Consider the following 23,563-nt stretch of genomic DNA (forward strand, 5'->3'; position numbering starts at 1 on the left):
CACAATGGGACAGCCCCGTTAACCTTAACTATTCTTTAAGAGCGCTTTTGGCCCGCCTTTTTGCCAATGTCGGCTCCACGGCTGAGGCGCTCCATGGGGGGAACGCCTGGCTGGCCTCTTAGCGGATCAAGAACATGCAAAAAACAAGCACCCGGGCCCTCTACGAGTACTGGAACACGATTCGCGGTTCGCGCAGCGCACCGGAGCGCAAGGACATTGATCCGACCAAGATTCGCGAATCCCTGGCCAACACGTTTATTCTTGAACTGGATGAAAGCGAAGGCTTCTCCTTCCGCCTGGCCGGCTCCCACCTGTGCACCAGCTATTGCCGCGAACTCAAGGGCCGCTCCTTTTCCCGGCTTTGGCATGAGCGCGACGTCGACGCCATCGACACGCTGATCCGCGCTGTTACGGAAGATCATGCCGTGGCTCTCGTCACCTTCCAAGGCACGACCGCGATCCATACCAAGGTCAGCTTCGAAACCATTCTGATGCCCCTGCGTCATAACGGCTCTACCCACACGCGCCTGCTTGGCGCAATGACCGCCATGGAAGAGCCCTATTGGCTGGGCGTGCAGCCCATAATGGAGCAGCGCATCACCGGCCTTCGCCTGATCTGGCCCGACGATGTCGAATACCAAGACAGCGCGCGAGAAGTGGCGACCAAGGTCGTCAATGAAGTCGAATTCAGCGGCAGCGCAGCCCCTTTCGGCATGCCCGCAACGGTTTATGGCCGCAGCGCTCGACGCTACGCTCATCTCGCCGTAATCGACGGCGGTCGTGGCTAATTAGCTCCTAGCCTGAAGCGCGCAATTTGCGCGGCCTGTGCCGCGCTAAACTCGTTGCGCACTCATCATGCGTTAACCACCGCCCGCTAACCTGTCAGCCAAACATCATGTTCGGCGGTCAGGCGAATGCTCATCGACGATCTCCCCTCTCCGCGGTTCATTGCGCCTGTGCGCACTCGCGCCGAAGCCGCCAAGTTCCAGCGGGTCAAGGTCTCGGTCCTTGGCCGATACATGCTTGCCGATCGACGCGAATTTCCTTGCCAGGTTCTTGAGATGTCGCCCGGTGACGCTATGGTCGTAGCGCCTGTCGCCGGGATCGTCGGCGAAAAGGTGATCGCCTATATCGATCATATTGGCCGGATCGAGGGCTGCATCACCAGCCAGATCGATGGCGGCTTCATGATGGACATCGTTGCTTCTGCCCGCAAGCGCGACAAGATGGCGGCCCAGCTCACCTGGCTTGCCAACAAGGACATCCTCAACCTACCCGAGGACCGCCGCCACGAGCGCGTAGTTCCCGACATCCGCCACTCCACCGTGGTTCTCGACGATGGCCGGCGCTATAATTGCAAGATCATCGATATCTCGCTTTCCGGTGCCGCCGTTGAGCTTGATGTACGTCCCGCCATGGGCACGCCGATCACGCTGGGACGCATGCGTGCCCGCGTTGTGCGTCACTTCCAGAATGGCGTCGCGGTCGAGTTTGCCTCGTCGCAGGAAATGATCACGATTGTGCAGCAAAATCTGCGCATGAACTGACCGCGGGTCTACCCTGCCGATGCGATCCAACGTTTCCGTGTCCGCTCGCCTGAGCCTGCTGGCTCTTGTCGGCCTCTTTTTCGCCGGCGCCTCGCTGCAGGCTAGTCACGCCGACGGCCGGGCCGATTGGGTAGGCTATGCATGGCAAAAGATAGAGATCAACGAATGCGACGTCACCGGCAAGCTGGTCGCTTGCCCGATCTACCATCAGAAATGGGACTGGAAGCGCAATCAGTGGGTCGACATCAATGTGACGCTCGATCTGGCGGCGGGGCGTGCTTTACTCACGCAGCGCCTCACCAACAATGATCCATACGACCACGACTATGTCTGCGTAACGGCGGTGATTGTTGATGCCGACGGCGGGAACCTGGTAGCCTACCACCAGAATTGGGGGATTTCATCGGGCGATGTGCTCCAAGAGAGCTTCGCATACCTCTCCCCTGCGCTTGCCACGGCAGCTACCATCCACATCGGATCCAAGCAGTGCCGCGAGGGAGCTAGCCAAGACGACGATGTTTATCGCCGCGTCTTGGCAAACATCGGCAGGTAACCTCCAGCCAGTCCATGGTTAATCACCACTAAAACCAGTCCATAAAATACGCATAAAAACTGCGTTGCACTTTTTCGATCGGCCTAATCGGCCCTCTCTAACGTGGTCTCCATCAGGGAGATCACACTATGTTTGCACACAAGACGGGATTGGGAGCACTGCTCGGCGCCATGATCGCGCTGCTGGCGACTGCCGCTCCTGCCCAGGCCATTGACACCACCAACATCGCCTATGTGCAAACTTCATCGGCCACCACCAGCATCCCGGTAGGCCATGCCGAATTCTGCAAGGCGCGGCCGGCCGAATGCAGCGCGCACAGCAATCCTGTCTCCGCCATGCCGCTGACCGAAGCGCTCTGGCAGCAGCTTCAGGCCGTTAACGCCTATTACAACCAGACCATCGTCGCCGTGACCGATGACGATCTCTACCAGACCGCCGAGTTCTGGACCTACCCCAATGGTTATGGCGATTGCGAAGACTACGTCCTTGCCAAGCGCCGCGAGCTGATCAACGCAGGTTGGCCCGCAAGCGTGCTGCTCATCTCGGTGGTCAAGCAGGCCAACGGCGAAGGTCATGCTGTTCTGCTCGTCCGCACTGACCGCGGCGATCTGGTTCTCGACAACCAGGTCGGCACCATCGATCTGTGGAGCGCCACGCCCTACAAGTTCATCAAGGGGCAATCCCAGGTGGACGCCGGCAAATGGGTCGACATGTTCGACGCTCGCGACATCAACCTCATCACCGCCGCCATTCAGTAAATTTCACCGCTTTCCGGACCCCGCCAAAAGCCTATCCCTGATAGGGGTCTGATGAATGAGGCCAGCTTCGGTTTCCCGAAGCTGGCCTCATTGCTTTGGCGCTTGGTGCTGGCGGGTGACGACCGCCGCGAACGCGCCGATCAGGGGTAACGGATGGCTACATAGGCTCCCATGAACAGCAATCCGGTAATAAACGACCAGCCAAATGCCACCATGGCAGACACTAGCGCTGAGGTCATGGACAGCGTACCGCCCTGCTCGTGTCGCCAGCCGAGTTGCAGCATGATGTAGGGGCCGCAGATGAAGCTCATCAGCAAATGGCCAAGCGTATCGAGAAAGGTCTTGCCGTCGTAGCGGAGCATGGCGGGCTGCTTGGCCACCATCTGGTAAAGGTGCGTTCCCGCGCCAGAAAGGCACAAGCCGACGCCGATCAGAAAGGCCGCCAGAAACAATTCCTTGGTCATGCCGCTGTTCTCCGCTGCCCGGCTTCTGCTGGCCGAGGTGCCCTCGTTAACTCTTCATTAAGCATATTGGCTGCCCAATGATCTGTCACCTTCCCTCCGCGAGATTGGTTAACGCTGACAATGAGTTTGCAAGCTTCTCCCCATGGCACAAGCGATCAGCCTCATTCCCTTGGGTTCAACCTCGCCGGAATCGCTCTTCTGGTGCTGCTCGGAGCTGTGGGCGTAGCCTATTTGGTGGATGAACTGGGTCGTCAGGCGCGAATCGCTGCGCCAACGTTGGAGGCGGGCAATCCTGTCAGCCAGACGATTTCGGGCCATGAACTCACGATTCCGGAATCCTGGTTCAAGTTCGGCGAGCAGCTGAAACCTGGCTTCACCAATCAGATCGATCTCAGAGTAGTATTTGAGCCAGCGCCGGACCTTGGAATGCCTGTGGACATCACCCTGATGCCGCGAAGCCGCGCCCGCACCAGCGCTGCCCTGCTCGACACTGTTTATCTTCACCAGTTCGACGGCGATACGCTGGGGGGTGTACCGGGCCTGATCGGCAAGCCCATGGAAGGCTCAAGCGGCTATCAGGGTGAGACCGTCTGGTATGATGCGCTCTCACCCAATCCGTTCGTCGCTAAATGCATAGAGCCGGTCGCTGCCGGCTCCAGTGTGAAATGCGTTCGAACGGTCTATCTGCCGAGCGGCATAGCCGCGACCTTCACATTCGATGCCGCGGCTCTGCAATATTGGCGCCAGTTCGACGACGGGATGGAGCTCTGGCTGGCCCGTATCGGCGCCTGGTCCTAAAAGCTCAGGAAACTTCGTCCAGATCGATGTCGAGGATCGACATATTGAAGATGTAGGACTTGTCTCCGTCCTCGTCGTCTGCATGGATCAGTCCAATGGACTCGTCGCCGATAAAAACTTCCACCGAGTCGTTGAGCTTATTTCGCGGCCGTACATCGATGTTCTTGTTGTTGAATTTCATCTGCAGGAACTTTTGCAGCTTGATGATTTCGGGATGGTTCACTGGAGGTATCCTGCTGTTTTGCGTTGAGGCGGCAATCTAGTCAGCCGATAAACGCAATCAACCCCAAAGGGTGCCATATACCCGCTCACAAGGGCTTGCGGGCTAGTGCCGGATCAGTTGTTCATGTCGTGAACCAGCACGACATGGTCCATCACCAATGCCGGGCGGGCACACCCGGCTTCGCCGATGACCTTGGCCGGCACGCCAGCGACGGTAACACGCGGCGGCACTTCCTTGAGCACAACCGAACCTGCTCCGATGCGTGAGCAATCACCCACTTTGATATTGCCGAGAACCTTGGCCCCTGCCCCGATCAGCACACCATTGCCGATCTTGGGGTGACGGTCCTGGTCCGATTTTCCCGTGCCGCCCAGTGTCACATTCTGCAACATGGATACATCGTCGCCTATGGTCGCCGTCTCGCCGATCACAAGACCTGTACCATGGTCCAGCATGATGCCCTTGCCCATGACCACAGCCGGGTTGATATCGACCTGGAACACCTGGCTGGCCCGGCTCTGCAGGTAGAGCGCAAAGTCGCGGCGACCTGCGTGGAGCATGGCATGCGCAAAGCGGTGCGTCTGGATTGCCTGATAGCCCTTGAAATAGAGTAGTGGCTCCAGTGCTCGATCGCACGCAGGATCGCGCTCCAGCGTTGCGGCAAGGTCCACACGCGCAAAATGTCCAATCTCCGGCGCATCCACCAGCGTCTCCGCAAAAGCCTGCCGGATGATGTCCGCCGACACATCGTCATGATCGAGCCGTGCAGCCAAGCGGTGTGCCAGCGCTTGCTCAAATGTGTCATGGTTCAAAATTGACGAAATTGCCATATTCGCCAATGAAGGCTCGTCGGCTACGATCTGGCGCGCGCCACTGCGTACAGCGTCCCAAACAGGATCGATGGACTTAACTTCAGCCGAAAGCTTGGCGCTGCTGCTCATGGCGGGACTCCGCTTCATCGTGAGCCACCAATATAGGCCATCCGATGCTCAGATACAAAGCGCCAGCGCAATATTGGTTCACGCAGAACCGCCGCTGCCAAATGTTCTGCCCAAAAACTCGAGCGCGGCAGCTTTGAACACCTTGTCTCCAGTTGCCCGCATATGGTCTCGCTTGGGGATGACAAGAGCTTCGGCCCTAGGAATCAGCGCAGCAAGCGGCTCGGGCGATCCTGCCATGTCATCGGCTTCGCCGACAGCCACAAGAACCGGCACGCCAATTCTGCGCACGTCCGCTCGCGCCATGGGTTGCCGTGAGGTTTCCATGCACGCCGCCAAGGCTTCCCGATCCGAACCGGTATGATCGGCGAAAATGCGGAACTGCCGCGCTGTTGGATGCGTGAGGCTCTCAAGCGAAGGCGCCCTCAGCCCCGCTATGATGTCATTGCCGTCGCTCAGGCCATTGATCAAGTTCATGCCCATGCCGCCAAAGATTGCGCACGCAACTCGAGCTTCGTGCTCGAAGGCCATGAATGCGGCAATCCGAGCACCCATTGAATAACCAAGCACGGCTGCACGCTTGATCTCCAGATGATTCAGCAACGCGACGGCATCGCGCGCCATGTCGCTGGGATAATAGTCATCCGGGTCATGCGGCTTGTCGGATTGGCCATGCCCCCGATTGTCCAGGACAATCGCCTGGTAGCCAGCATCTGTCAGCGTTTCCACCCAGCCCGTTTCGATCCAATTGACTTTGCCGCTTGAAGCGAAGCCATGGATGCACAGGACCGGCAGCCCCTTGCCAAACACTTCGTATGATAGGGTCAATTCACCGGATTGAAATGTTGGCATGGCTGGCTCCTGTCTCGTTGCCCCTTATGCCACGAGCCTCGCGCCCTCAGTAGACCTCATCTTGCGCTTGTTGAAGCACAAGGTCGCGGCAAGGTGCGCAACCACTTCCCTTAGCCGGGCCCTTCCACTATGGTCCGGCCAACGCAAAACACGGCATCAGGTCATCGCCATGGCAAACAATTCCACGCCCCATTTTCACAACACCGAAGGCCTGCGCCAAATCGAAGTGGGATCAAAGGAATTCCAGTGTGTCGGCGCCCTACCCCCGTTTGATCATCCCCATATCTATCTCGACATGGGCAAAGACAACGAAATCGTCTGCCCTTATTGCTCGACCCATTACATCTATAGCTCGCGTCTTTCGCCCGGCGCGTCAAACCCGCCCTCGGCGATGTTCCAATCCGACGCTGCCTAGCGTCGGCTCATGCCGGGCGACGGCAAGATTTTCTACATCGCTGGCGCGGGCATCACTGGCCTGACGCTTGCGCTTTCCCTGGCGAAGTTCGGCGCCAGCGTGGTTGTGCTTGAACGAAGCCAAAGCCTCTCCGAATTTGGTGCAGGGCTTCAGATCAGCCCTAACGCCCGGCTGCTTCTGAATAGGCTCGGGCTGGATGATGCGATATCGGCGCGTAGCATCGAACCCACAGGGATCGACATATACCCATTCCGCCGGCCTGCTCCACTGGTCACTCTTGAACTCGGCAGCATCATGCGCGAGCGTTTTGGCTCACCCTACGCCGTCATGCATCGAGCTGATCTTGCCGATGTGCTCTTTAAGGCCGCCCGGCGTTTTGCCAACATAAACATGATCTTTGGTGTCGGCAGTTGGGGCGCATTCTCCGACGAGCGCGGCGTAACTGTTTCGGTGGCCGAAGCCGATGGTCAATCCCGCACCGGCCGGGCCGACGCATTGATCGGCGCCGATGGTGTTCATTCCCTCACCCGCCGAACTCTGCTGCAAGGGCGCCAGGCACGTCGTCAGGGTCGCACCGCCTGGAGAACCTTGCTGCCCTGGAGCAGCATAGAGGGCCATCTAGCGCTCGATCGGGTGTCCGTACTGTTTGGACCCGGCTTCCATCTTGTGTGCTATCCGCTCCCACACCGGCAACAGGTCAATCTGGTGATGTTCTTGAAGAACACAGGTGCGGAGCCCCTGTCTGAGCCGGTCCTCCCAAGATCGGTGCACAAGAGCACGCACATTGCGGCGCTGCTGGCCGCTGCCGAAAACACATGGACGGCTTGGCCGCTTTATACGGTAGCCGCTTCCGCCTGGTTCAAGGGCAATATCGGCCTTGCGGGCGATGCCGCGCACGCCATGGTGCCGTTTCAGGCTCAGGGCGCCGCAATGGGCATTGAAGATGCGGCCGTACTTGCACCTCTTCTGGTACGGCATGGAAGCGCCGCTGAGGCCTTCGCGCGCTATCAGGATATCCGGCAGAGCCGCGTCAATCGCGTTCGACGGATATCCGAGATGAACGGACACATCTTTCACATGGAAGGCCCATTCCGCCTCGCTCGCGACCTCGCAATCTCGCTGCAGGGCAGCCAAGGCCATATCCGCCGCCTCAGTTGGCTCTATGCCCACGACGCGGGAGTGGTGCCTTGACCGCCCGTTTATCCACCGGAACATCAAACAAGTGTGGAACCTTGGCTCCCGGTTCACTCTTGCGTTGGTAGTCCTGCCTGTGTCAACTGCGCGGCACATTCCGAGACGCATTCGGATAAAGCGAGATTAGCGCCCAAGCATGCAAGCTTCGACCCGCTCACGCCTGACACTTACCTGCATCTTGGTGACGATCCTGCTGGACATGATCGGCGTTGGCATCATTGTGCCGGTTCTTCCTGAGCTGCTGGAGGAACTGACCGGTGGGGGCGTGGCAAACGCTGCCGTGATCGGCGGCTATCTCGTCTTCACATACGCCTTCATGCAGTTTGTGTTCTCCCCCGTGCTCGGCAATTTGTCGGACCGGTTCGGCCGGCGCCCAGTGCTGCTGTGCTCGCTGCTGGGGCTCACATTCGATTACCTCATGATGTCGATTGCGCCCGTGGTCTGGTATTTGTTCATCGGCCGCGTGATTGCAGGCATTGCGGGGGCAGCGCTGGCGACGGCAACCGCCTATATGGCCGACATCACCCCGCCCCATAAACGAACGCACCGTTTTGGCCTGATCGGCGCCGCCTTCGGTTTGGGCTTCATTATCGGCCCCGTTGTCGGCGGCGAACTTGGTGAAATTGGTCCCCGGGTTCCGTTTTATGCGGCAGCGGGTCTGGCCTTCGCCAATTTCCTTTTTGGCCTACTGGTACTGCCCGAGAGCCTTCCAAAAGCGTCGCGTCGCAAGTTCGACATCCGCCGCGCCAATCCGTTCGGCGCCATTGTCTCCCTTCGCAAATACCCGGCAGTGCTTTGGCTACTAGCGGTCCTCTTCTTCCTGCAACTGACCACTCAGGCGCTGCCAAACGTATTCCCCTATTTTGCGGTGGACGTTTTCAACTTCACTTCATCCTCGATTGGCCGAACACTGGGCGCTTTCGGAATCGGCTTCGCGATCAGCCAGGCCGTACTGGCGGCGCCTCTTTCCAAGCGCCTCGGCGAACCAGCGGTTGGGATTGTCGGCCTCCTGGCAGCGGCAATCGCCTTTATGGGTATGGCTTTTTCCGCCGACGTCTATCAGTTGTACCTGTTTATCGCCGTCGGGACGATCAGCGGGCTCGCCCCGCCTGCCATCAACGGCGTGCTGTCCCGGCAGGTGCCAGACAATTCTCAGGGCGAACTACAGGGGGCGGTCAATGCCGCCAGTTCCCTTGCGACAATCATCGGCCCCCTCGCTGCGACGCAGATTTTTTCCTATTATACCAGCGCACCCGAATCCGGCCACTACTTCCCCGGCGCCCCGTTTATCGCGAGCGGAATCGCTGTTCTTGTGTCCTTGATCCTTTTTGGAATTGCTGCATGGCGCTTCGAGCTGAGCCATCGTCCCAGTATTGCAAACCACCCCGTGGTCCCCGAAATGGCGCCGCCTGGCCAAGTGCGAACGCCCCCGCTTGAGGACCAATAGCCAGTATGCAGATTCGTCTTGCCCAAGAGGCTGATCAGAATGCGGTGGTCGGTATTGTAGCGCCAGTGCTGCAGGCAGGCGAAACTTATGCCATGCCGAGCGACTTCACTGACGAGCAGGCGCGGGACTATTGGTTCAGCCCCGCTCACCAAGTGTTTGTCGCCCAAGAGAACGGCGCCGTGCTCGGCACCTATTACCTCAAGCCCAACCAGCTCGGTCCAGGAGCCCATGTCGCCAATTGCGGTTACATGACAGCGCCTGCGGCTCAAGGCAAGGGTGTAGCCCGCGCCATGTGCCAGCACTCCCTTGAGAGCGCCCGCGTACATGGTTTTCGTGCCATGCAGTTCAACCACGTCGTCTCGACCAACGAGCGGGCTGTTCGCCTGTGGCAGTCACTTGGCTTTGCCATCGTGGGAACGCTGCCAAGCGCTTTCAATCACCCCGTGCACGGGTTTGTGGACAGCTACGTCATGTTTCGCGAGCTCTGAGAAAGGCCAGAGGTGTTGCCTTAGCCACGCCGACGCAGCTCCCAGCCTTCGCATTCGTGAACAACGCCCGCGGAACAAACCGAGTCTTCCCTAGTTCCCAGAAGGATAGGAGCTAGGAAATGCCACGCTTTTTCTTTAATCACACCACCAAGACTGGCGAGCACGAGATCGACATCGACGGCCTCAAATTGCCGTCGCTGAATAACGCCATCGAGGAAGCAAGCTTTGCGGCTCACGCTGCCGCCGCTCTCGCCGATGAACCAACTGAAGGCGTGTTTGAGATCGAGGACGAGGGTCGCGTTGTTGTTGCCCGCGTTCCCTATGTTGCTTCGCCGGAGGATGAACACCTAGAAGTTACCGAAGGCGAATCGGCCAAGGCTGAAATATAAAAAAGCCCCGCAGATGCGGGGCTTTTGCTTTTGTGTTTACTTGCCCAGCGTCGATGGCCAGGTGCCATGCAGATCACCGCCACGGCCGGGGATCTCAAAGCCATGCGCGCCAAAGAAGTCGCGCTGGCCCTGGATCAGATTGGCCGTACCCTGGGCCTGACGATAGCTGTCGAAATAGCTCAGCGCGGCCGAAAGGCAGATCATCGGGAACTCGCCGGTTGCAGCAGCCGCAACAACCTTGCGCAAGCTCGGGTGCGCGTCCTTCATTAGTTCAACAAAGTCCGGCACGACCAGCAGATTGACGTTGCCGCCCTTCTCATAGGCCGCCGACATCTGATCAAGGAAGCGCGAGCGAATAATGCAGCCGGCGCGCCAAATCTTGGCGATCGTTGCCAGCGGCAGGCCCCAGCCGTTTTCTTCCGAAGCCTTGGCGATCACGGCAAAACCCTGCGCGTAGGACACGATCTTGCCTGCCAGCAGCGCCTTCTCAAGGTCCGCAAGCGACACGTCGGTCCGGCTGCGGTTCGGCTTGCCATAGATGCCTTCAGCGGCGACGCGCTCATCCTTGCGCGCCGAGATCGAGCGAGCCGCCACGGCGCCTTCAATGGCCGTAGCCGGCACACCCATCTGCTGTGCTGCAATGGCGGACCAGACACCCGTGCCCTTCTGCCCAGCCTTGTCCAGGATCAGCTCCACCAAAGGCCGGCCGGTCTGGTCATCGACAGCAGCCAGCACATGACCGGTGATTTCGATCAGGTAGGAATTGAGCGGACCCTTGTTCCATTCCTTGAACACGTCAGCGCATTCGCCGGGGCTCATGCCAAGCCCGTCGCGCATGACGCCATAGACCTCGGCAATCATCTGCATGTCGCCATATTCAATGCCATTGTGGATGGTCTTGACGAAGTGCCCAGCACCACCCTCGCCGAGATAGGCACAGCAGCTTTCGCCATTGAACTTGGCAGCGATAGCCGTCAGCACGGCCTCCGCATTATGCCACTGCTCCTTGGAGCCGCCCACCATGATGGAAGGCCCATGGCGCGCGCCTTCTTCACCACCCGACACCCCAACACCGAGGTAACCAATGCCCTTGGGGCCGAGATAATCGAACCGGCGCTGCGTATCGGTGAACAGCGAATTGCCGCACTCGATAATGGCATCGCCCTGCTCAAGATGCGGCAGCAATTGCTCGATCATTGCGTCGACAGGCGCGCCAGCCTTGACCATGATAATGATGGAGCGTGGGCGCTTCACCGCCTGCACGAACTCGGCGAGGTCGTACTTGGCGATCGTCTTGCCATCCAGCCCCTGTTCCTTGGCCTCGGCGACGAACTCGTCGATACGACCGGGGGACCGGTTATGGACCGCAATCGTATAGCCTTTCTCTGCAATGTTGAGCGCCAGGTTCGAGCCCATCACCGCCAGCCCGATCAGGCCAATATCCGCAGTCGACATACAGCGTCCTTCCGAAGGTCTTTCAGTCTATCCATGCGCCCAACGCATGCAGGGCGGTGGGGAACTGACCACAATTGCACCAAAGACGGAAGGCGGATTCTGGGGCAGAACGTCCAAAAATCGCTCCTGGTATGGAAGAATCTATTGCCTCCATGCAGACCCGCCCCTAGGGTCCGCCAACTTTAGGGAGGACCCCATGGCGCCCAGTTTCGATCTAACCGGCAGACGCGCCCTGGTCACGGGATCCAGCCGGGGGCTTGGCCTTGCGATGGCGTCGGCCCTCGCTGGTGCAGGCGCCTCGATTGTCCTGAATGCCCGCGATGAAGTCGCCCTCGGCGCCGCTGCTGCCGATCTCGCCGCCACTGGGGCGGATGTTCACGCCCTTGCCTTCGATGTGACCAGCGAAGAAAGCGTCACAGATGCCGTTATGCATTGTGAAAAGGAGATCGGGCCGATCGATATCCTGATCAACAATGCCGGCATACAGATCCGTGGTCCCTTGGAAGATTTCGCGTTCGACAAGTTCGAGCTGATGCTCTCAACACACGTCGTATCCACCTTTGCAGTGAGCAAGGCCGTAGCCAAGGGCATGATAGGCCGCGGACATGGCAAGATCATCAACATCTGCTCAGTGCTGTCCTCGGCCGCACGGCCCAATGTTGCTCCATATGGAGCCGCGAAGGCCGCAGTGGCTAATCTTACCCGGGGTATGGCAGCCGATTGGGCACCGCGCGGGCTCAACATCAATGCCATAGCGCCGGGATACTTCAAGACCGAGCTCAACAAGGCGCTGATTGCTGATCCCAAGTTCAACGATTGGGTAGAACAACGCACTCCACAAGGCCGCTGGGGTGAGGTTGAAGAGCTTGGCGGTGCCGCAGTTTTCCTAGCTTCCCCTGCATCCAATTTCATCAACGGCCACGTCCTCTATGTGGATGGCGGCTTTACAGCGGTAGTTTGAAAATGACCTTGGTCCCTGCTCGCATCATCATCGTCATGGGCGTCAGCTCGTCCGGCAAGTCCACTATTGGCCAGTCCGTCGCACGGCGGCTACATGCGCCTTTCCTTGACGGGGACGGTTACCATCCACCCGCCAATGTGGAGAAAATGCGCGCCGGCATTCCGCTGGTGGATGAAGATCGCTGGCCGTGGCTTCAAAGTTTGGCAGAAGCGCTGCACAAGGCCGCCGCGCCCAAGGATGTAGCCGTCGGCGCCTGCTCCGCCCTGCGTCGGGTTTACCGCGACTATCTTGTGGAGAAGGCGGGCGAACCGATCCTGTTTGTTTATCTGCAGGGTAGCAAGGAGGTCATTGCCGAGCGCATCGCTCGCCGCAAGCACGAATACATGCCCGCAAGCCTGCTAGACTCTCAATTCGCCACACTGGAAGTGCCTGACCCACAATCGGAGAACGTCCTGGTTGTTCCTGTTACCGACAGCGTCGACAAGATCACGACCAGTGTTGCCAAAGCAGTCGACCACCTCAAAAGCTTCAAGCGCTGGCAGTGATCGGCTCAGGTTTGAGGGAAACCTTCGGCTCTAGATAGGCTGGCATTATAGTACTGATCATCATCGGTCACTTCGCGGCCGATCCAATCCGGCATTTGCACGTCCTGATCTTCATGGCTAAGTTCCACTTCCGCCATCACCAACCCTTGGTGCCGTCCGCCGAACTCATCGACCTCCCATGTCAGTCCGCCAAAAGGCACTAGATGTCGATGCTTCTCCAGCACATGCGGCTGGGCCATTGCGAGCAACTCGCGCGCGTCCTCTATCGGTATGTCATACTCGTACTCGGCCCGTGACATGCCCGAAACAGCGCCTTTTAGAGTGATTACAGCCTCCCGGTCATCCTTGGTGCGGACGCGCACAGTGGCTTTGGCATTCGAAGACAAATAGCCCTGCCTGATGGCAATCCTCCTGGCTACAAGGGGTCGCCATCCCGCTCCAGTTACCAGAAACTTGCGCTCAATCTCTGTTGCCATCTCAGCCCTTCTCCGGCAGCAAAGCCCAGTAGCTCTCAAAGCGCCGGTGCAGCGCCTTAGGCTGTTCCGCCGCAAGTTGGCGCCCCAGGACAAATGCCGCGTCCGCCATCCTCCGCTGCTGCTTTTCGATTGCATCGAAAACAGAAACGCCGATGCCCAGCTTGCGCAAGGTCTCGTCCAGCACCGCTAGATTATGATGGTCGCCCAGCAAGTCGCCAAGGGCGTCCACGGCCTCTTCGCGCCCCTTGATCATTTCGGGTGCGGCTGAACGCAACAAATTCAGATGATGGCCGTGGTACTTGGCAACCTTACGCCAATCGTGGAGGCTCTCGGGCGATCTACCATCTTCTGCCGCAATCAATCGCTTGCAAAACTGCTTGTAGTTCAGCGCCAGCCCGTCGCCCACAACATCAAAGTTTCGGCCGTTGAAAGACCAACGCTCCACACGCCGCTGGGCAGCCTCAAAGAGGGAACTGAACTGCGCAAATTGCTCGTCTCGCCCTGCATCCGAGTGCTGCGCCGCTTGCCCCAGCGCCGCGGTGATCCGCCGGGCTTCTGGATCGGCAATGACGCTGCCCCCCTCTGTGCGATCAAACTCCAGCAGAGTCGCAAAGGTTTCCACCATCACGGCCGCATCGCGGGCCTGCGAAAGCGAGGCCGCCGCGTCGCGGAAGGCTGCATTTTCCCGATCGGCATGTTTCAGATGAGGCCGCACTAGGCGCACCAATCCGCGTAGCTTCTTGCACCGGCGGCGCAGGCCATGCACGGTTTTGCCGAGCTCATGAGAGGGTTGTCTTGCTTCCTCCAGCGCCTTTTGGATCTGCTCGCCTGCAATGGCGCGAACCTGGGCCTGAACATTCTTGCGGTGGGTGAAACCAAAACTCATGCACTAAAATCCGTAACTCAGGCCGGCACCTTTTTCCATGCTGAACACTTATGTTCGACTGTCTGTCACAAACCAGTATTCTCCGCGCGCACAAGAAAATGGCCGCCCCTGAGAAGCGGCCATCATGAATTCGGCTTGGAAGGACTAGCGTTTCAGCGCGTCGCGCACGCCTTCCTTAACCTCACCAATCTTTTGCTGCATCTTGCCTTCAGTCTTGTCCATCTTGCCTTCGGCCTGCATGTTTTCATCGCCGGTCAATCCTCCAGCCGCATCCTTGAGTGCGCCCTTGACCTGCTTGCCGGCACCGTTCGCTTCATCTTTATGCATGGGAAACCTCCTTGGTTACCTGAACAACAACCCAGCGTTGCAGGCGTTCCATCACCGTGCTGTCAACGGTCACGAGGTTGTCCAAACAACCCTGGCTCTGCTAGAGACCGCTTATGCCCGGCCCCATGCCTACCCTTGTCGACTACCATCCCCCGCTCGATCCTTATCTCAACGTCCTTCACGTGGACGATGATATCCTTGTTCTGGATAAGCCCAGCGGATTGCTGAGCGTACCTGGCAAGGACCCCTCCCTATGGGATTGCCTTGAATATCGCGCCCGCCAGCAATGGCCGACGGCCGGAATGTGCCATCGACTCGACAAGGACACATCGGGTGTTTTGGTCATGGCGCTCAACAAGCACGCCCATGGCCGTATTGGCTCTCAGTTCGAGCACCGCAAGACGACGAAGTCCTACATCGCCCGTGTTGACGGCATCATTGAACAGGATAGCGGGCTTGTGGATTTACCCCTCGCCACCGATTGGGAAAACAAGCCTCGCCAGCGCGTGGATTGGGAACATGGCCGGCCCTCGCAGACGGAGTGGAGTGTGCTTGAGCGGGAACCCAATGCCACTCGCGTCCGCCTCACCCCCCTGACCGGTCGCACCCACCAGCTTAGAGTACACATGAAGGCCATCGGCCATGTGATTCTGGGCGATGCGTTTTATGCGGATCCCGAAGCTTTCGCCGCGGCCGATCGGCTCCAGCTTCACGCGGCTGAGCTTGGCTTCACACACCCGAGTACTGGCGAGTTCAGGGTGTTTGTCGCGCCAGTGCCGTTCTAGGCGCGGGATTGAAGATCATAGTGACGAGCACGCGCTCTATGCCTCGCCCAGATAGCCGATTTCGATCCGCTGAAACAAATGTCCCGGCTTCATGGTGTCTAGCCAGCGGCGAAACGCAGCCACATCGCTAAAGCCCGCTCTTCGTGCCTCCGCCTCGGTCACATCGTCAGGGTTCATGTCGTCGATCGCCTTGATCGCCAAGATGCCAACTTTGGTCTTGAGCGTGCCGCCTGCTTTGACCGTCGGCTTGCTCCAGCGGCGGAAAACGAGGTCGACTTCGCCGGCCTTGATCTGCTCCAGCAAGTCGCGCTTCAACAACATCAGCCGATCACTCCGGCCGCCAGCATTTCCACCCTGAGGCCCTCGGCAAGCAACCCGGCGATCACCGTCGCCCGGACCGGGTAAGGTTCGTTGAAATACTCGCGATAAACGGCGTTCATCCCCGCAGCATCGGCCTTGTCCGTCAGGAAAACCTGCACCTGGGCGATATCGGCCATCGTGCCACCGGCCGCGGTAATTGCCCGCCTGAGGTTCTCCAGCGTCTGGCGCGTTTGCACCTCGATGTCGCCGGAAACAATGTTCCCGGTGACCGGATCTTCCGCGATTGCCACGAGCCACACCTGCTTGCCGGCGCGCACGCAGTCGCTCACTGGCGCAGAGGACGGTGCCATGCCGACGTCGATCTTCTCGATCATCTGCTTGTCCCAAATCTGGTGCGGGCGGCGGGAGTCGAACCCGCACGGGGATACCCCCTCCGGATTTTAAGTCCGGTGTGTCTACCGTTCCACCACGCCCGCGAAACTTCTAGTCTGTGCCCCCGGAGATCGGCGCGACATAGGCCACGTCGAGATCCCAAGGGAAGAAAATCCAGGTGTCCTGGCTGACTTCGGTGATGAAAGTGTCCACCATTTCGCGGCCCTTGGGCTTTGCGTAAACCGTGGCGAAGTGCGCCCCTGGCAACATCTCGCGAACGACGCGCGCCGTGGAGCCCGTGTCTACCAGATCATCTACAATCAGGACCTTTGCTCCGGTGCGCGCCATTTCCAAAACGGGCGCACTGATCTCCTTGAGAACCTTGATCCCGCCCTTGTTCTGGTGATCGTAACTTTTTACCGAAACTGTTTCGACCGTGCGGATATTGAGTTCGCGCGCTACGATCGCGGCTGGCACCAGCCCCCCGCGTGCAATAGCCACCACGGCATCAAACGGGCCAACGCCCGCAAGCCGCCAGGCCAGCGCCCTGCTGTCGCGGTGAAACTGATCCCATGTCACGGGAAAGGACTTCTCGTTCTGGCTGGTCAAATCATCTCTCCTGAACCAGCGCCGCGCGCTGGCTTGAACCCGCAAGGCGCCTGCTTAGCAAAGCATGGCGCCAACGCCAATCATTCTTCTGGCGCTTGCACACCGGCCTTGGCATGTGCTGCGGCCACCATGGCCCGTACTTTGCCCGCTGCTTCCTCCAATCGCACTGGGTCCGACGAGCGCAGCACCAGTTCCGTCATCAAGCGGCCTTTGCCCATTTGAGGATAACTGCCCATCTTCACATCGGGATATAGCGCCTGCAGTTCCGCGAGGGGTCCGCCCACGCTTCCCTCGCCCACAGCCGCTTTCACCGTTACGGACTGCACCTTCTTGCCACCCCTCAAGGTTGGCGCAATGGCCTCAAGCATGGCGCGCATGATGATCGGAACCCCTGCCATCACATGCACATTTCCGATCCGGAAGCCGGGGGCTGCACTTACGCTATTGACGATCAGATCGGCACCCTCAGGAATCCGCGCCATCCGCAGCCGCGCTTCGTTGACCTCTGTCCCAGTCTCCTTCCACCGCGCCTCGAGCATTGCACGCGCCTGCGAATTGATCGGCAAGGCGACCCCGAAAGCCTTGGCAACAGAATCTGCTGTTATATCGTCGTGCGTGGGGCCAATACCGCCGGTCGTGAACACATAGGTATAGCGCGCCCGCAGCGCATTAACGGCCGCCACGATGTCCTCGGTGTCGTCACTCACCACCCGCACTTCTCTGAGTTCGATTCCGAGATCGGTGCAGAATTCTGCCGTTGCACCAATATTGACGTCCTTGGTCCGTCCCGACAGGATCTCGTCGCCGATCACAACGAGGCCCGCAGTGACGCTCTGAATATCAGACATGTAAAAGGATTCCATCGGGCTGGTCTGCTTCAGCAATGCCCGCCGGTGACACTTGCGTCAAGCGAGCCTCTTGGCCTTTCCATATGCCAGCTGAATGACTATTTTGCCTCGTGATAGCTGGAGTCTGTGATGATCACCTTCGTTGATGCCCCCGCAAAAGCCCGCCGCACGGCCGGGGTTATTCCCCTGCATGGGGAGGAGGGTTTCGAGGGGATGCGCAAGGCAGGGGCGCTGACTGCTCGTGCACTGGATATCTTGACCGAATATGTCGAACCGGGCGTACCTACGGCCACGCTCGACAAGATCGCCTACGAATTTGCGCGGGACAACGGCGCCGTTCCCGCAACGATTTTCTACAAGGGCTACCGGCACTCCGTTTGTACGTCCATCAACCACGTCGTGTGCCATGGCATTCCAGACGTGCGCCCGCTTCGCGAAGGCGACATCGTCAACATTGATCTCACACTCGTTGTGGACGGCTGGCACGGTGATTCGAGCCGCATGTATCCGGTGGGTGAAATCTCCCGCAAGGCAGAGCGCTTGATCGAAGTCACCTATCAAACTATTGAGGCGGGCATAGCGATGGCCAAGCCCGGTAACACGTCAGGTGATATCGGCGCCGCCATCCAGGCGATCGCCGAAGCTGAACGCATGAGCGTGGTTCGGGACTTTGTGGGACACGGGCTGGGCAAGCTCTTCCACGACGAACCTAACATTCTCCACTTCGGCACTCCCGGCGGCGGTGTACCGCTAAGGCCCGGCATGATCTTCACCATCGAGCCCATGATCAATCTGGGCCGCCCTCACGTGAAAATCCTTTCGGATGGCTGGACCGCGGTCACCCGCGATCGCACCTTGTCCTCGCAATGCGAGCACTCCATCGGCATAACCGAAACTGGCTGCGAGATTTTCACCCTCTCGCCTGGGGGCTTGTTCAATCCTCTCGCGGCGCGAGCCGCCTGATGAGCAGCAGGGGCAAAACGTTCGACGAAGCCTCTTTTATCGCTACCGCACTGCCCGCCACCGGCGAGCAGTCACCAATTATCTACGAAGCACCTGCCGAGCCGCCCCCTACTTCCAAGCCAGACCATGCCGGCCACCGGGAACGGGTACGGGCCCGTTTCCTTAAGGTCGGCGGAGAAGCTTTCGAGGATTACGAGTTGCTTGAAATCCTGCTCCACATCGTAATCCCCCACAAGGATACCAAGCCGCTGGCCAAGGCCCTGCTCAAGGAATTCGGTTCGTTCTCGGCCGTGTTTGCGGCTAGCCCAGAGCGCCTGAAATCCATCAAAGGCTTGGGCCCTACATCTGTTACGTCGCTTAAGGTGATTCAAGCGACGGCCGCACGCTTTGCCCGCGATGGCATCAATTTTGACAAGCCTATCCTGTCGTCATGGACCCAGTTGATCGACTATTGCACGGCCCAGATGGCCTACGACTCCATAGAAAACCTGCGCGTGCTTTTTCTCGACAAGAAGAACCGCCTAATTGCCGACGAGGTGCAGCAGACCGGGACTGTAGACCATACACCCGTCTACCCGCGCGAGGTTATCAAGAGGGCGCTGGAGTTAAGCGCTACTGCCATCATCCTGGTGCACAATCACCCCTCTGGCGATCCATCACCCTCCTCCGCCGATGTGCGCATGACCCGCGAGATTGCCGACATAGGCAAGTCCCTGGGTATTACGCTGCACGACCACCTGGTGATCGGCAAATCTGGCCACGCCTCGCTGCGGAGCCTGAAGCTGTTCTAGCCAAAGGTGGCAAGCACAGGGAACGTCTCGAGGAACCAGTACGAAATCCGGGTGAAATTCCCGGTTAGAAACAGCACGCCTGTTATGACCAGCAGCACGCCCATCACGCGCTCTACGGTGTGCAGGTGCTGCTTGAACCCCTGAAAGAAAGCCAGGAATGGCCCCACAGCAATGCCCGCGAGGAAGAACGGCACGCCCAGTCCCAGCGAATAAAGCCCCAGGAGTGACGCCCCTTCCAGCGCCGTGTTCTTGCTCGCTGCTACCGACAAAACGGCCGCCAGCACTGGCCCGATGCAAGGCGTCCAACCTATAGCGAATGCCAGCCCCAGCAGGAACCCACCCAAAGGCCCGCTCGCAACGCCTGGGCCTTGATGACGAATCTGCCGGTCCAGCAAACCGATCCGGTAAACACCGATAAAATGCAGCCCCATGGCAATGATCAACACGCCTGCGACCGGCGTTAGGATTGGCAGTGCCTGCCGGAAGGCCTGCCCAAACGCCGTCGCCGTGGCGCCAAGGGTAACGAAGACAACAGCGAATCCCAGAATAAAAAACAGCGAAGTGAACGCCACGCGCCGCTGCAGCGCACCGACCGTCGTGCCCTCATCGCGCAGCTGATCGAAGCTCGCTCCGCTCATATAGGTTAGATATGGCGGCACCAGCGGTAGCACACAGGGCGAGAGAAAACTCAGCACCCCTGCCCCGAACACCAATGGCAACGAAAATTCCAAGAGGCCGACGCTCCTTTTGCCTGCTGTTCTAGCGCGCATGGCCCACAAAGCAATGCGCACCCTGTCGCATCAGCGCTTTGTGACCCGCGGCGGCACATGTTCATCAATGCTCAATACACTCCCCCTGCCCTTGTCTCCACTCCCCCACAGAGTTAAGGCATGGATCAGCCATCGCCGAGGTTCTGATGACCACCCGACCCATCCGGATCGCCCCCTCGATTCTGTCAGCCGATTTCTCCCGCCTGGGTGAAGAGATCACGGCGATCGATGCCGCGGGCGCCGACTACATCCATGTCGACGTGATGGACGGCCATTTCGTGCCCAATATCAGCTTTGGCCCGCTGGTTATGGCATCGGTTCGCAAGTTTACGACGAAGCCATTCGACGTACACCTCATGATCGCCCCCGTTGATCCCTACATTCCCGCCTTCGCCAAGGCAGGCGCTGATATCATCACCGTCCATGCCGAAGCCGGTCCTCATCTTCACCGCACGCTGCAGGCCATACGTGCCGAAGGCAAGAAGGCCGGCGTCTCAATCAATCCCGCCACGCCTGTTTCCGCTCTCGAAGATGTCATTGACGATATCGACCTGCTCCTTGTCATGTCGGTCAGCCCGGGTTTTGGTGGCCAAAGCTTCATTCCCGCGGCGCTAACCAAGCTACGGCAGGCTTCCGCCCTGATCGGCGATCGCCCCATCGATCTGGAAGTCGACGGCGGCATTAGCCCAGACAATGCCCGCGCCGTGGCCGACGCCGGCGCCAACGTCCTTGTCGCCGGCTCATCCGTCTATAGCGGCAACGATCCCTCCACGTACCAGCCCCGCATCTCTGCTATTCGCACTGCTGCAAGCACCCGTCTCGTCTGAATCGATTTCTGAACCGGAAAGCCTAAGCCCATGATCCCGCGTTATTCTCGCCCCGAAATGGTCTCCATCTGGTCGGCCGAGACCCGCTTTGCCATCTGGTTCGAAATTGAAGCCCATGCGACGACCAAGCTTGCTGAGCTAGGCGTTGTCCCGAAGGAGTCAGCCCAGAACATCTGGGATGTGATGAACGCTCGCAAGGCGGAGCATGGCGACTACGCCTTCGATGTCGCGCGCATCGACGAAATCGAGCGCACTACCAAGCACGACGTTATCGCCTTTCTTACTCATCTCAGCGAGATCGTCGGACCCGATGCCCGCTTCGTCCACCAGGGCATGACCTCGTCCGACATTCTCGACACCACGCTCTCAGTACAGATGGCCCGAGCCGCTGACCTGCTGATCTCCGATGTGGATGCGCTGCTCTCGGCCCTGAAGCGCCGTGCCTATGAACACAAGGACACCATCACCATCGGACGTTCGCATGGCATTCATGCCGAGCCCACCACTTTTGGCGTCAAGCTGGCCGAAGCTCATGCCGAATTCTCCCGCAATCGCGCCCGCCTTGTCGCTGCCCGCGCTGAAATAGCCACTGCGGCTATATCGGGTGCTATCGGGTCCTTCGCCAATATCGATCCGCAGGTGGAGGAATACGTTGCCGAAAAGCTCGGTCTGAGCATCGAGCCCGTCTCAACCCAGGTGATCCCGCGCGACCGCCACGCCATGTTCTTTGCTACGCTCGGCGTCGTTGCCTCCTCTATCGAGCGCGTTGCCGTCGAAATCCGACACCTGCAGCGCACCGAAGTTCTCGAAGCTGAGGAGTTCTTCTCACCCGGCCAGAAGGGGAGCTCCGCTATGCCCCACAAGCGCAATCCGGTGCTGACGGAGAATCTCACTGGCCTCGCTCGTCTCGTTCGCGGCATGGTCACGCCAGCGCTTGAAAATGTGGCGCTATGGCACGAGCGCGACATCTCGCACTCCTCCGTCGAGCGCATGATCGGCCCGGACGCAACTGTCACCCTGGACTTCGCGCTGGCACGCCTTACCGGAGTCATCGACAAGCTTGTCGTCTATCCCGAGAACATGCGCAAAAATTTGGACCTGCTGGGCGGGCTGCACAACTCACAGCGCGTCCTGCTTGCCCTCACTCAAGCCGGTTACAGCCGCGAGGATAGCTATGCCGCTGTCCAGCGCAATGCCATGAAGGTCTGGGAGATGCGCGGCGATCGGGCTGGCCAGTTCGCTGCCAACCTCAAGTCGGATCCGCAAGTGACTCTGTCGGATGAACAAATCGACGCCATGTTTGATGACGCCTACCACCTGAAGCATGTCGACACGATATTTCAGCGGGTTTTCGGTGACGCGGCATGAAGCTTTCCGAATGTGACATCTTGATCCTGCCGGGCCTTGGTGGTTCCCAGGCGGGTCACTGGCAGGTCCGCTGGGCCGAGCGCATGAACAACGCCGCCATCGTTGAGCAAGCCGATTGGAACGAACCTGACCTAACCGATTGGGTCGACACCATCGATCAAGCGGCGCGGCTGACAACGCGGCCTGTTGTATTGGTAGCTCATTCTCTTTCCGTGATTGCTGTTGCCCAGGCTAGTTCAAAGTTGCCGTCCAATGTGCGCGGCGCTTTCCTTGTTGCACCGCCAGATATCGAACTCAGCGCAGCAGCGCCGGAAGAAACGCACGCCTTCCGCCCTATTTCGCGCGATCCACTGCCGTTCCCGTCCCTGCTGGTTGCATCAGCCAACGACCCTCTCTGTGCGATCGACCGGGCCGTTGAATTTGCCACCTGCTGGGGTTCCGACTTCCACCAGGCGGGCGAGGCGGGCCACATCAATGTGGAGTCCGGCCATGGACCCTGGCCAGAAGGACTGCTGATGTTCACGAGGTTGATGCAACGGATCTGATGTTTGGGCGGTCTTCCTCCCCCGAAAGAACGACCAGATCGCACCTCATCACACCATCATTGCCCGGCTCGGAACAATGCAGTGATGTTCCAACGAGAATGGATCACTCTGGCAGGCCGGGTGATCACAGTGGTGAACACTTTTCCGATAGTATAGGCGCCTAAGCCTCCCACGAATGAAAAGGGAGCCGGCACGCCAGCTCCCTCGCAAATCCTGAACCAACCAGAAAGCTTAGCCTTCGGCAGCAATCTGCTCGTTCGCCACCAGTACCAGCTGCTGCATTTTCTGCCGAATCACATCGTCGCTGATGTTCAGCCCCTTGGCGTTAAGATCGGCGGAAACCTTGCGGAACACGTCCTCATCGCCAGCTTCTTCAAAGTCCGCGGCAACTACTTCGGCGGCATAGGCCTTTGCCTCTTCGCCGGTGAGACTCATCAGTTCCGCCGCCCAGATGCCAACCAGCTTGTTGCGGCGCGCTTCGGCCTTGAATTTTTTTTCTGCGTCAAAGGCAAACTTTGCCTCCTGGCCTTTCTGACGATCCTCGAACTGGCTCATGCAAGTCTCCCGCTTGGCTAACCCTGCCGCTTTCCGGCGCTTCGCAAACGACATAGGCGGTTCAGCCAGCCAAATCAACGCCCCGCCCAGAGG

At 59.2% G+C, this 23,563-nt stretch carries 32 protein-coding genes and 1 tRNA gene; 18 read left to right on the forward strand and 15 right to left on the reverse strand.

Annotated elements, in window-relative coordinates; genetic code table 11:
* The first annotated feature begins 134 nt into the window (after window positions 1-134).
* The 4 genes from DDE77_RS05235 (at window position 135) to DDE77_RS05250 (ending at window position 2,858) form a co-directional block, all read left to right on the forward strand.
* Window positions 135-788, forward strand: coding sequence for a PAS domain-containing protein (locus DDE77_RS05235; RefSeq protein ID WP_108396390.1), 654 nt, complete (start codon window positions 135-137; stop codon window positions 786-788).
* A gap of 126 nt (window positions 789-914) precedes the next feature.
* On the forward strand, window positions 915-1,547 hold the full coding sequence (locus DDE77_RS05240) for a PilZ domain-containing protein (RefSeq protein ID WP_108396391.1): 633 nt from the start codon (window positions 915-917) through the stop codon (window positions 1,545-1,547).
* Between the two features lie 19 nt (window positions 1,548-1,566).
* The gene (locus DDE77_RS05245) at window positions 1,567-2,100 is read left to right on the forward strand and encodes a hypothetical protein (RefSeq protein WP_108396392.1); all 534 of its coding nucleotides are present in this window, start codon (window positions 1,567-1,569) and stop codon (window positions 2,098-2,100) included.
* 128 nt (window positions 2,101-2,228) lie between these two features.
* Window positions 2,229-2,858: a transglutaminase-like cysteine peptidase gene (locus tag DDE77_RS05250; RefSeq protein WP_108396393.1), complete on the forward strand. Its 630-nt coding sequence runs from the start codon at window positions 2,229-2,231 to the stop codon at window positions 2,856-2,858.
* A 140-nt stretch (window positions 2,859-2,998) separates the two neighbouring features.
* On the opposite strand, the gene DDE77_RS05255 is transcribed toward DDE77_RS05250, so the two are convergent.
* Complete coding sequence (locus DDE77_RS05255) at window positions 2,999-3,322, reverse strand: DUF6949 family protein (RefSeq protein ID WP_108396394.1); 324 nt, start codon at window positions 3,320-3,322, stop codon at window positions 2,999-3,001.
* Between the two features lie 120 nt (window positions 3,323-3,442).
* Between DDE77_RS05255 and DDE77_RS05260 the strand changes: the two genes are divergently transcribed.
* Window positions 3,443-4,120, forward strand: coding sequence for a hypothetical protein (locus tag DDE77_RS05260; RefSeq protein ID WP_108396395.1), 678 nt, complete (start codon window positions 3,443-3,445; stop codon window positions 4,118-4,120).
* 4 nt (window positions 4,121-4,124) lie between these two features.
* Here the strand turns inward: DDE77_RS05260 and DDE77_RS05265 are convergent, their stop codons facing one another.
* The 3 genes from DDE77_RS05265 to DDE77_RS05275 all read right to left on the reverse strand — a co-directional run bounded on the left by DDE77_RS05265 (window position 4,125) and on the right by DDE77_RS05275 (window position 6,133).
* Window positions 4,125-4,343, reverse strand: a complete 219-nt coding sequence (locus DDE77_RS05265; protein WP_108396396.1) for a DUF3126 family protein — start codon at window positions 4,341-4,343, stop codon at window positions 4,125-4,127.
* Window positions 4,344-4,456: 113 nt separating this feature from the next.
* Window positions 4,457-5,284 carry a serine O-acetyltransferase gene (gene cysE, locus DDE77_RS05270; protein WP_108396397.1) on the reverse strand — a complete coding sequence of 276 codons (828 nt, stop codon included), beginning with the start codon at window positions 5,282-5,284 and terminating at the stop codon, window positions 4,457-4,459.
* A gap of 78 nt (window positions 5,285-5,362) precedes the next feature.
* Window positions 5,363-6,133, reverse strand: coding sequence for an alpha/beta fold hydrolase (locus tag DDE77_RS05275; protein ID WP_108396398.1), 771 nt, complete (start codon window positions 6,131-6,133; stop codon window positions 5,363-5,365).
* 169 nt (window positions 6,134-6,302) lie between these two features.
* Between DDE77_RS05275 and DDE77_RS05280 the strand changes: the two genes are divergently transcribed.
* The 5 genes from DDE77_RS05280 to DDE77_RS05300 all read left to right on the forward strand — a co-directional run bounded on the left by DDE77_RS05280 (window position 6,303) and on the right by DDE77_RS05300 (window position 10,066).
* The gene (locus DDE77_RS05280; protein ID WP_108396608.1) at window positions 6,303-6,548 is read left to right on the forward strand and encodes a zinc-finger domain-containing protein; all 246 of its coding nucleotides are present in this window, start codon (window positions 6,303-6,305) and stop codon (window positions 6,546-6,548) included.
* Window positions 6,549-6,557: 9 nt separating this feature from the next.
* Complete coding sequence (locus DDE77_RS05285; RefSeq protein WP_108396399.1) at window positions 6,558-7,739, forward strand: FAD-dependent monooxygenase; 1,182 nt, start codon at window positions 6,558-6,560, stop codon at window positions 7,737-7,739.
* A 139-nt stretch (window positions 7,740-7,878) separates the two neighbouring features.
* Window positions 7,879-9,189, forward strand: coding sequence for a TCR/Tet family MFS transporter (locus tag DDE77_RS05290; protein ID WP_108396400.1), 1,311 nt, complete (start codon window positions 7,879-7,881; stop codon window positions 9,187-9,189).
* Between the two features lie 5 nt (window positions 9,190-9,194).
* Window positions 9,195-9,677, forward strand: coding sequence for a GNAT family N-acetyltransferase (locus tag DDE77_RS05295; protein WP_108396401.1), 483 nt, complete (start codon window positions 9,195-9,197; stop codon window positions 9,675-9,677).
* Between the two features lie 119 nt (window positions 9,678-9,796).
* Entirely contained in the window at window positions 9,797-10,066 is a 270-nt protein-coding gene (locus DDE77_RS05300) for a DUF6894 family protein (protein ID WP_108396402.1), read from the forward strand.
* A gap of 36 nt (window positions 10,067-10,102) precedes the next feature.
* Here the strand turns inward: DDE77_RS05300 and gndA are convergent, their stop codons facing one another.
* On the reverse strand, window positions 10,103-11,521 hold the full coding sequence (gene gndA / locus DDE77_RS05305; RefSeq protein WP_108396403.1) for an NADP-dependent phosphogluconate dehydrogenase: 1,419 nt from the start codon (window positions 11,519-11,521) through the stop codon (window positions 10,103-10,105).
* A gap of 196 nt (window positions 11,522-11,717) precedes the next feature.
* On the opposite strand from gndA, the gene DDE77_RS05310 reads away from it, so the two are divergent.
* Window positions 11,718-12,482 (forward strand): SDR family oxidoreductase, encoded by a 765-nt coding sequence (locus DDE77_RS05310; protein WP_108396404.1) that lies wholly within the window; start codon window positions 11,718-11,720, stop codon window positions 12,480-12,482.
* A 2-nt stretch (window positions 12,483-12,484) separates the two neighbouring features.
* A complete protein-coding gene (locus DDE77_RS05315) occupies window positions 12,485-13,027 on the forward strand; it encodes a gluconokinase (RefSeq protein WP_108396405.1) in 543 nt (180 codons plus the stop codon).
* A 5-nt stretch (window positions 13,028-13,032) separates the two neighbouring features.
* Here DDE77_RS05315 and DDE77_RS05320 read toward each other — a convergent pair whose 3' ends face one another.
* The 3 genes from DDE77_RS05320 to DDE77_RS05330 all read right to left on the reverse strand — a co-directional run bounded on the left by DDE77_RS05320 (window position 13,033) and on the right by DDE77_RS05330 (window position 14,716).
* Window positions 13,033-13,503: a CYTH domain-containing protein gene (locus tag DDE77_RS05320; protein WP_108396406.1), complete on the reverse strand. Its 471-nt coding sequence runs from the start codon at window positions 13,501-13,503 to the stop codon at window positions 13,033-13,035.
* Window position 13,504: 1 nt separating this feature from the next.
* A complete protein-coding gene (locus DDE77_RS05325) occupies window positions 13,505-14,389 on the reverse strand; it encodes a CHAD domain-containing protein (protein WP_108396407.1) in 885 nt (294 codons plus the stop codon).
* A 144-nt stretch (window positions 14,390-14,533) separates the two neighbouring features.
* Window positions 14,534-14,716, reverse strand: a complete 183-nt coding sequence (locus tag DDE77_RS05330) for a CsbD family protein (RefSeq protein WP_108396408.1) — start codon at window positions 14,714-14,716, stop codon at window positions 14,534-14,536.
* Between the two features lie 113 nt (window positions 14,717-14,829).
* On the opposite strand from DDE77_RS05330, the gene DDE77_RS05335 reads away from it, so the two are divergent.
* A complete protein-coding gene (locus tag DDE77_RS05335; protein WP_108396409.1) occupies window positions 14,830-15,501 on the forward strand; it encodes an RluA family pseudouridine synthase in 672 nt (223 codons plus the stop codon).
* A 36-nt stretch (window positions 15,502-15,537) separates the two neighbouring features.
* Here the strand turns inward: DDE77_RS05335 and DDE77_RS05340 are convergent, their stop codons facing one another.
* The 5 genes from DDE77_RS05340 to DDE77_RS05360 all read right to left on the reverse strand — a co-directional run bounded on the left by DDE77_RS05340 (window position 15,538) and on the right by DDE77_RS05360 (window position 17,651).
* Window positions 15,538-15,822, reverse strand: coding sequence for an ASCH domain-containing protein (locus tag DDE77_RS05340; RefSeq protein WP_108396410.1), 285 nt, complete (start codon window positions 15,820-15,822; stop codon window positions 15,538-15,540).
* Window positions 15,822-16,196 (reverse strand): RidA family protein, encoded by a 375-nt coding sequence (locus DDE77_RS05345; protein WP_108396411.1) that lies wholly within the window; start codon window positions 16,194-16,196, stop codon window positions 15,822-15,824. The genes DDE77_RS05340 and DDE77_RS05345 overlap by 1 nt, the downstream gene beginning before the upstream one ends.
* 16 nt (window positions 16,197-16,212) lie before the next feature.
* A tRNA-Leu gene (locus DDE77_RS05350) sits at window positions 16,213-16,298 on the reverse strand.
* A gap of 7 nt (window positions 16,299-16,305) precedes the next feature.
* Window positions 16,306-16,803, reverse strand: coding sequence for a xanthine phosphoribosyltransferase (gpt, locus tag DDE77_RS05355; protein ID WP_108396609.1), 498 nt, complete (start codon window positions 16,801-16,803; stop codon window positions 16,306-16,308).
* An 80-nt stretch (window positions 16,804-16,883) separates the two neighbouring features.
* Entirely contained in the window at window positions 16,884-17,651 is a 768-nt protein-coding gene (locus DDE77_RS05360; protein WP_108396610.1) for a competence/damage-inducible protein A, read from the reverse strand.
* A 132-nt stretch (window positions 17,652-17,783) separates the two neighbouring features.
* Here DDE77_RS05360 and map point away from each other — a divergent pair, with 132 nt between their 5' ends.
* Together map and radC are read left to right on the forward strand one after the other, a co-directional pair.
* Complete coding sequence (gene map / locus DDE77_RS05365; RefSeq protein WP_108396611.1) at window positions 17,784-18,614, forward strand: type I methionyl aminopeptidase; 831 nt, start codon at window positions 17,784-17,786, stop codon at window positions 18,612-18,614.
* On the forward strand, window positions 18,614-19,405 hold the full coding sequence (gene radC, locus DDE77_RS05370; RefSeq protein WP_108396412.1) for a RadC family protein: 792 nt from the start codon (window positions 18,614-18,616) through the stop codon (window positions 19,403-19,405). Before map ends, radC begins: the two co-directional genes overlap by 1 nt.
* Here the strand turns inward: radC and DDE77_RS05375 are convergent.
* Window positions 19,402-20,136 (reverse strand): cytochrome c biogenesis CcdA family protein, encoded by a 735-nt coding sequence (locus DDE77_RS05375; RefSeq protein WP_245895099.1) that lies wholly within the window; start codon window positions 20,134-20,136, stop codon window positions 19,402-19,404. The two genes, radC and DDE77_RS05375, sit on opposite strands and share 4 nt — an antisense overlap.
* A 185-nt stretch (window positions 20,137-20,321) precedes the next feature.
* Here DDE77_RS05375 and rpe point away from each other — a divergent pair, with 185 nt between their 5' ends.
* Genes rpe through DDE77_RS05390 form a run of 3 tightly spaced genes read left to right on the forward strand, consistent with a single transcriptional unit; the run spans window position 20,322 to window position 22,915 of the window.
* Complete coding sequence (rpe, locus tag DDE77_RS05380; protein ID WP_108396414.1) at window positions 20,322-21,002, forward strand: ribulose-phosphate 3-epimerase; 681 nt, start codon at window positions 20,322-20,324, stop codon at window positions 21,000-21,002.
* A gap of 30 nt (window positions 21,003-21,032) precedes the next feature.
* Window positions 21,033-22,370 (forward strand): adenylosuccinate lyase, encoded by a 1,338-nt coding sequence (gene purB / locus DDE77_RS05385; protein ID WP_108396415.1) that lies wholly within the window; start codon window positions 21,033-21,035, stop codon window positions 22,368-22,370.
* On the forward strand, window positions 22,367-22,915 hold the full coding sequence (locus tag DDE77_RS05390) for an RBBP9/YdeN family alpha/beta hydrolase (RefSeq protein ID WP_108396416.1): 549 nt from the start codon (window positions 22,367-22,369) through the stop codon (window positions 22,913-22,915). The genes purB and DDE77_RS05390 overlap by 4 nt, the downstream gene beginning before the upstream one ends.
* Window positions 22,916-23,146: 231 nt before the next feature.
* On the opposite strand, the gene DDE77_RS05395 is transcribed toward DDE77_RS05390, so the two are convergent.
* Window positions 23,147-23,470, reverse strand: a complete 324-nt coding sequence (locus tag DDE77_RS05395) for a DUF1476 domain-containing protein (protein WP_108396417.1) — start codon at window positions 23,468-23,470, stop codon at window positions 23,147-23,149.
* Window positions 23,471-23,563: the final 93 nt, after the last annotated feature.

It is taken from the genome of Devosia submarina (assembly GCF_003056345.1).
Classification (GTDB): Bacteria; Pseudomonadota; Alphaproteobacteria; order Rhizobiales; family Devosiaceae; genus Devosia; species Devosia submarina.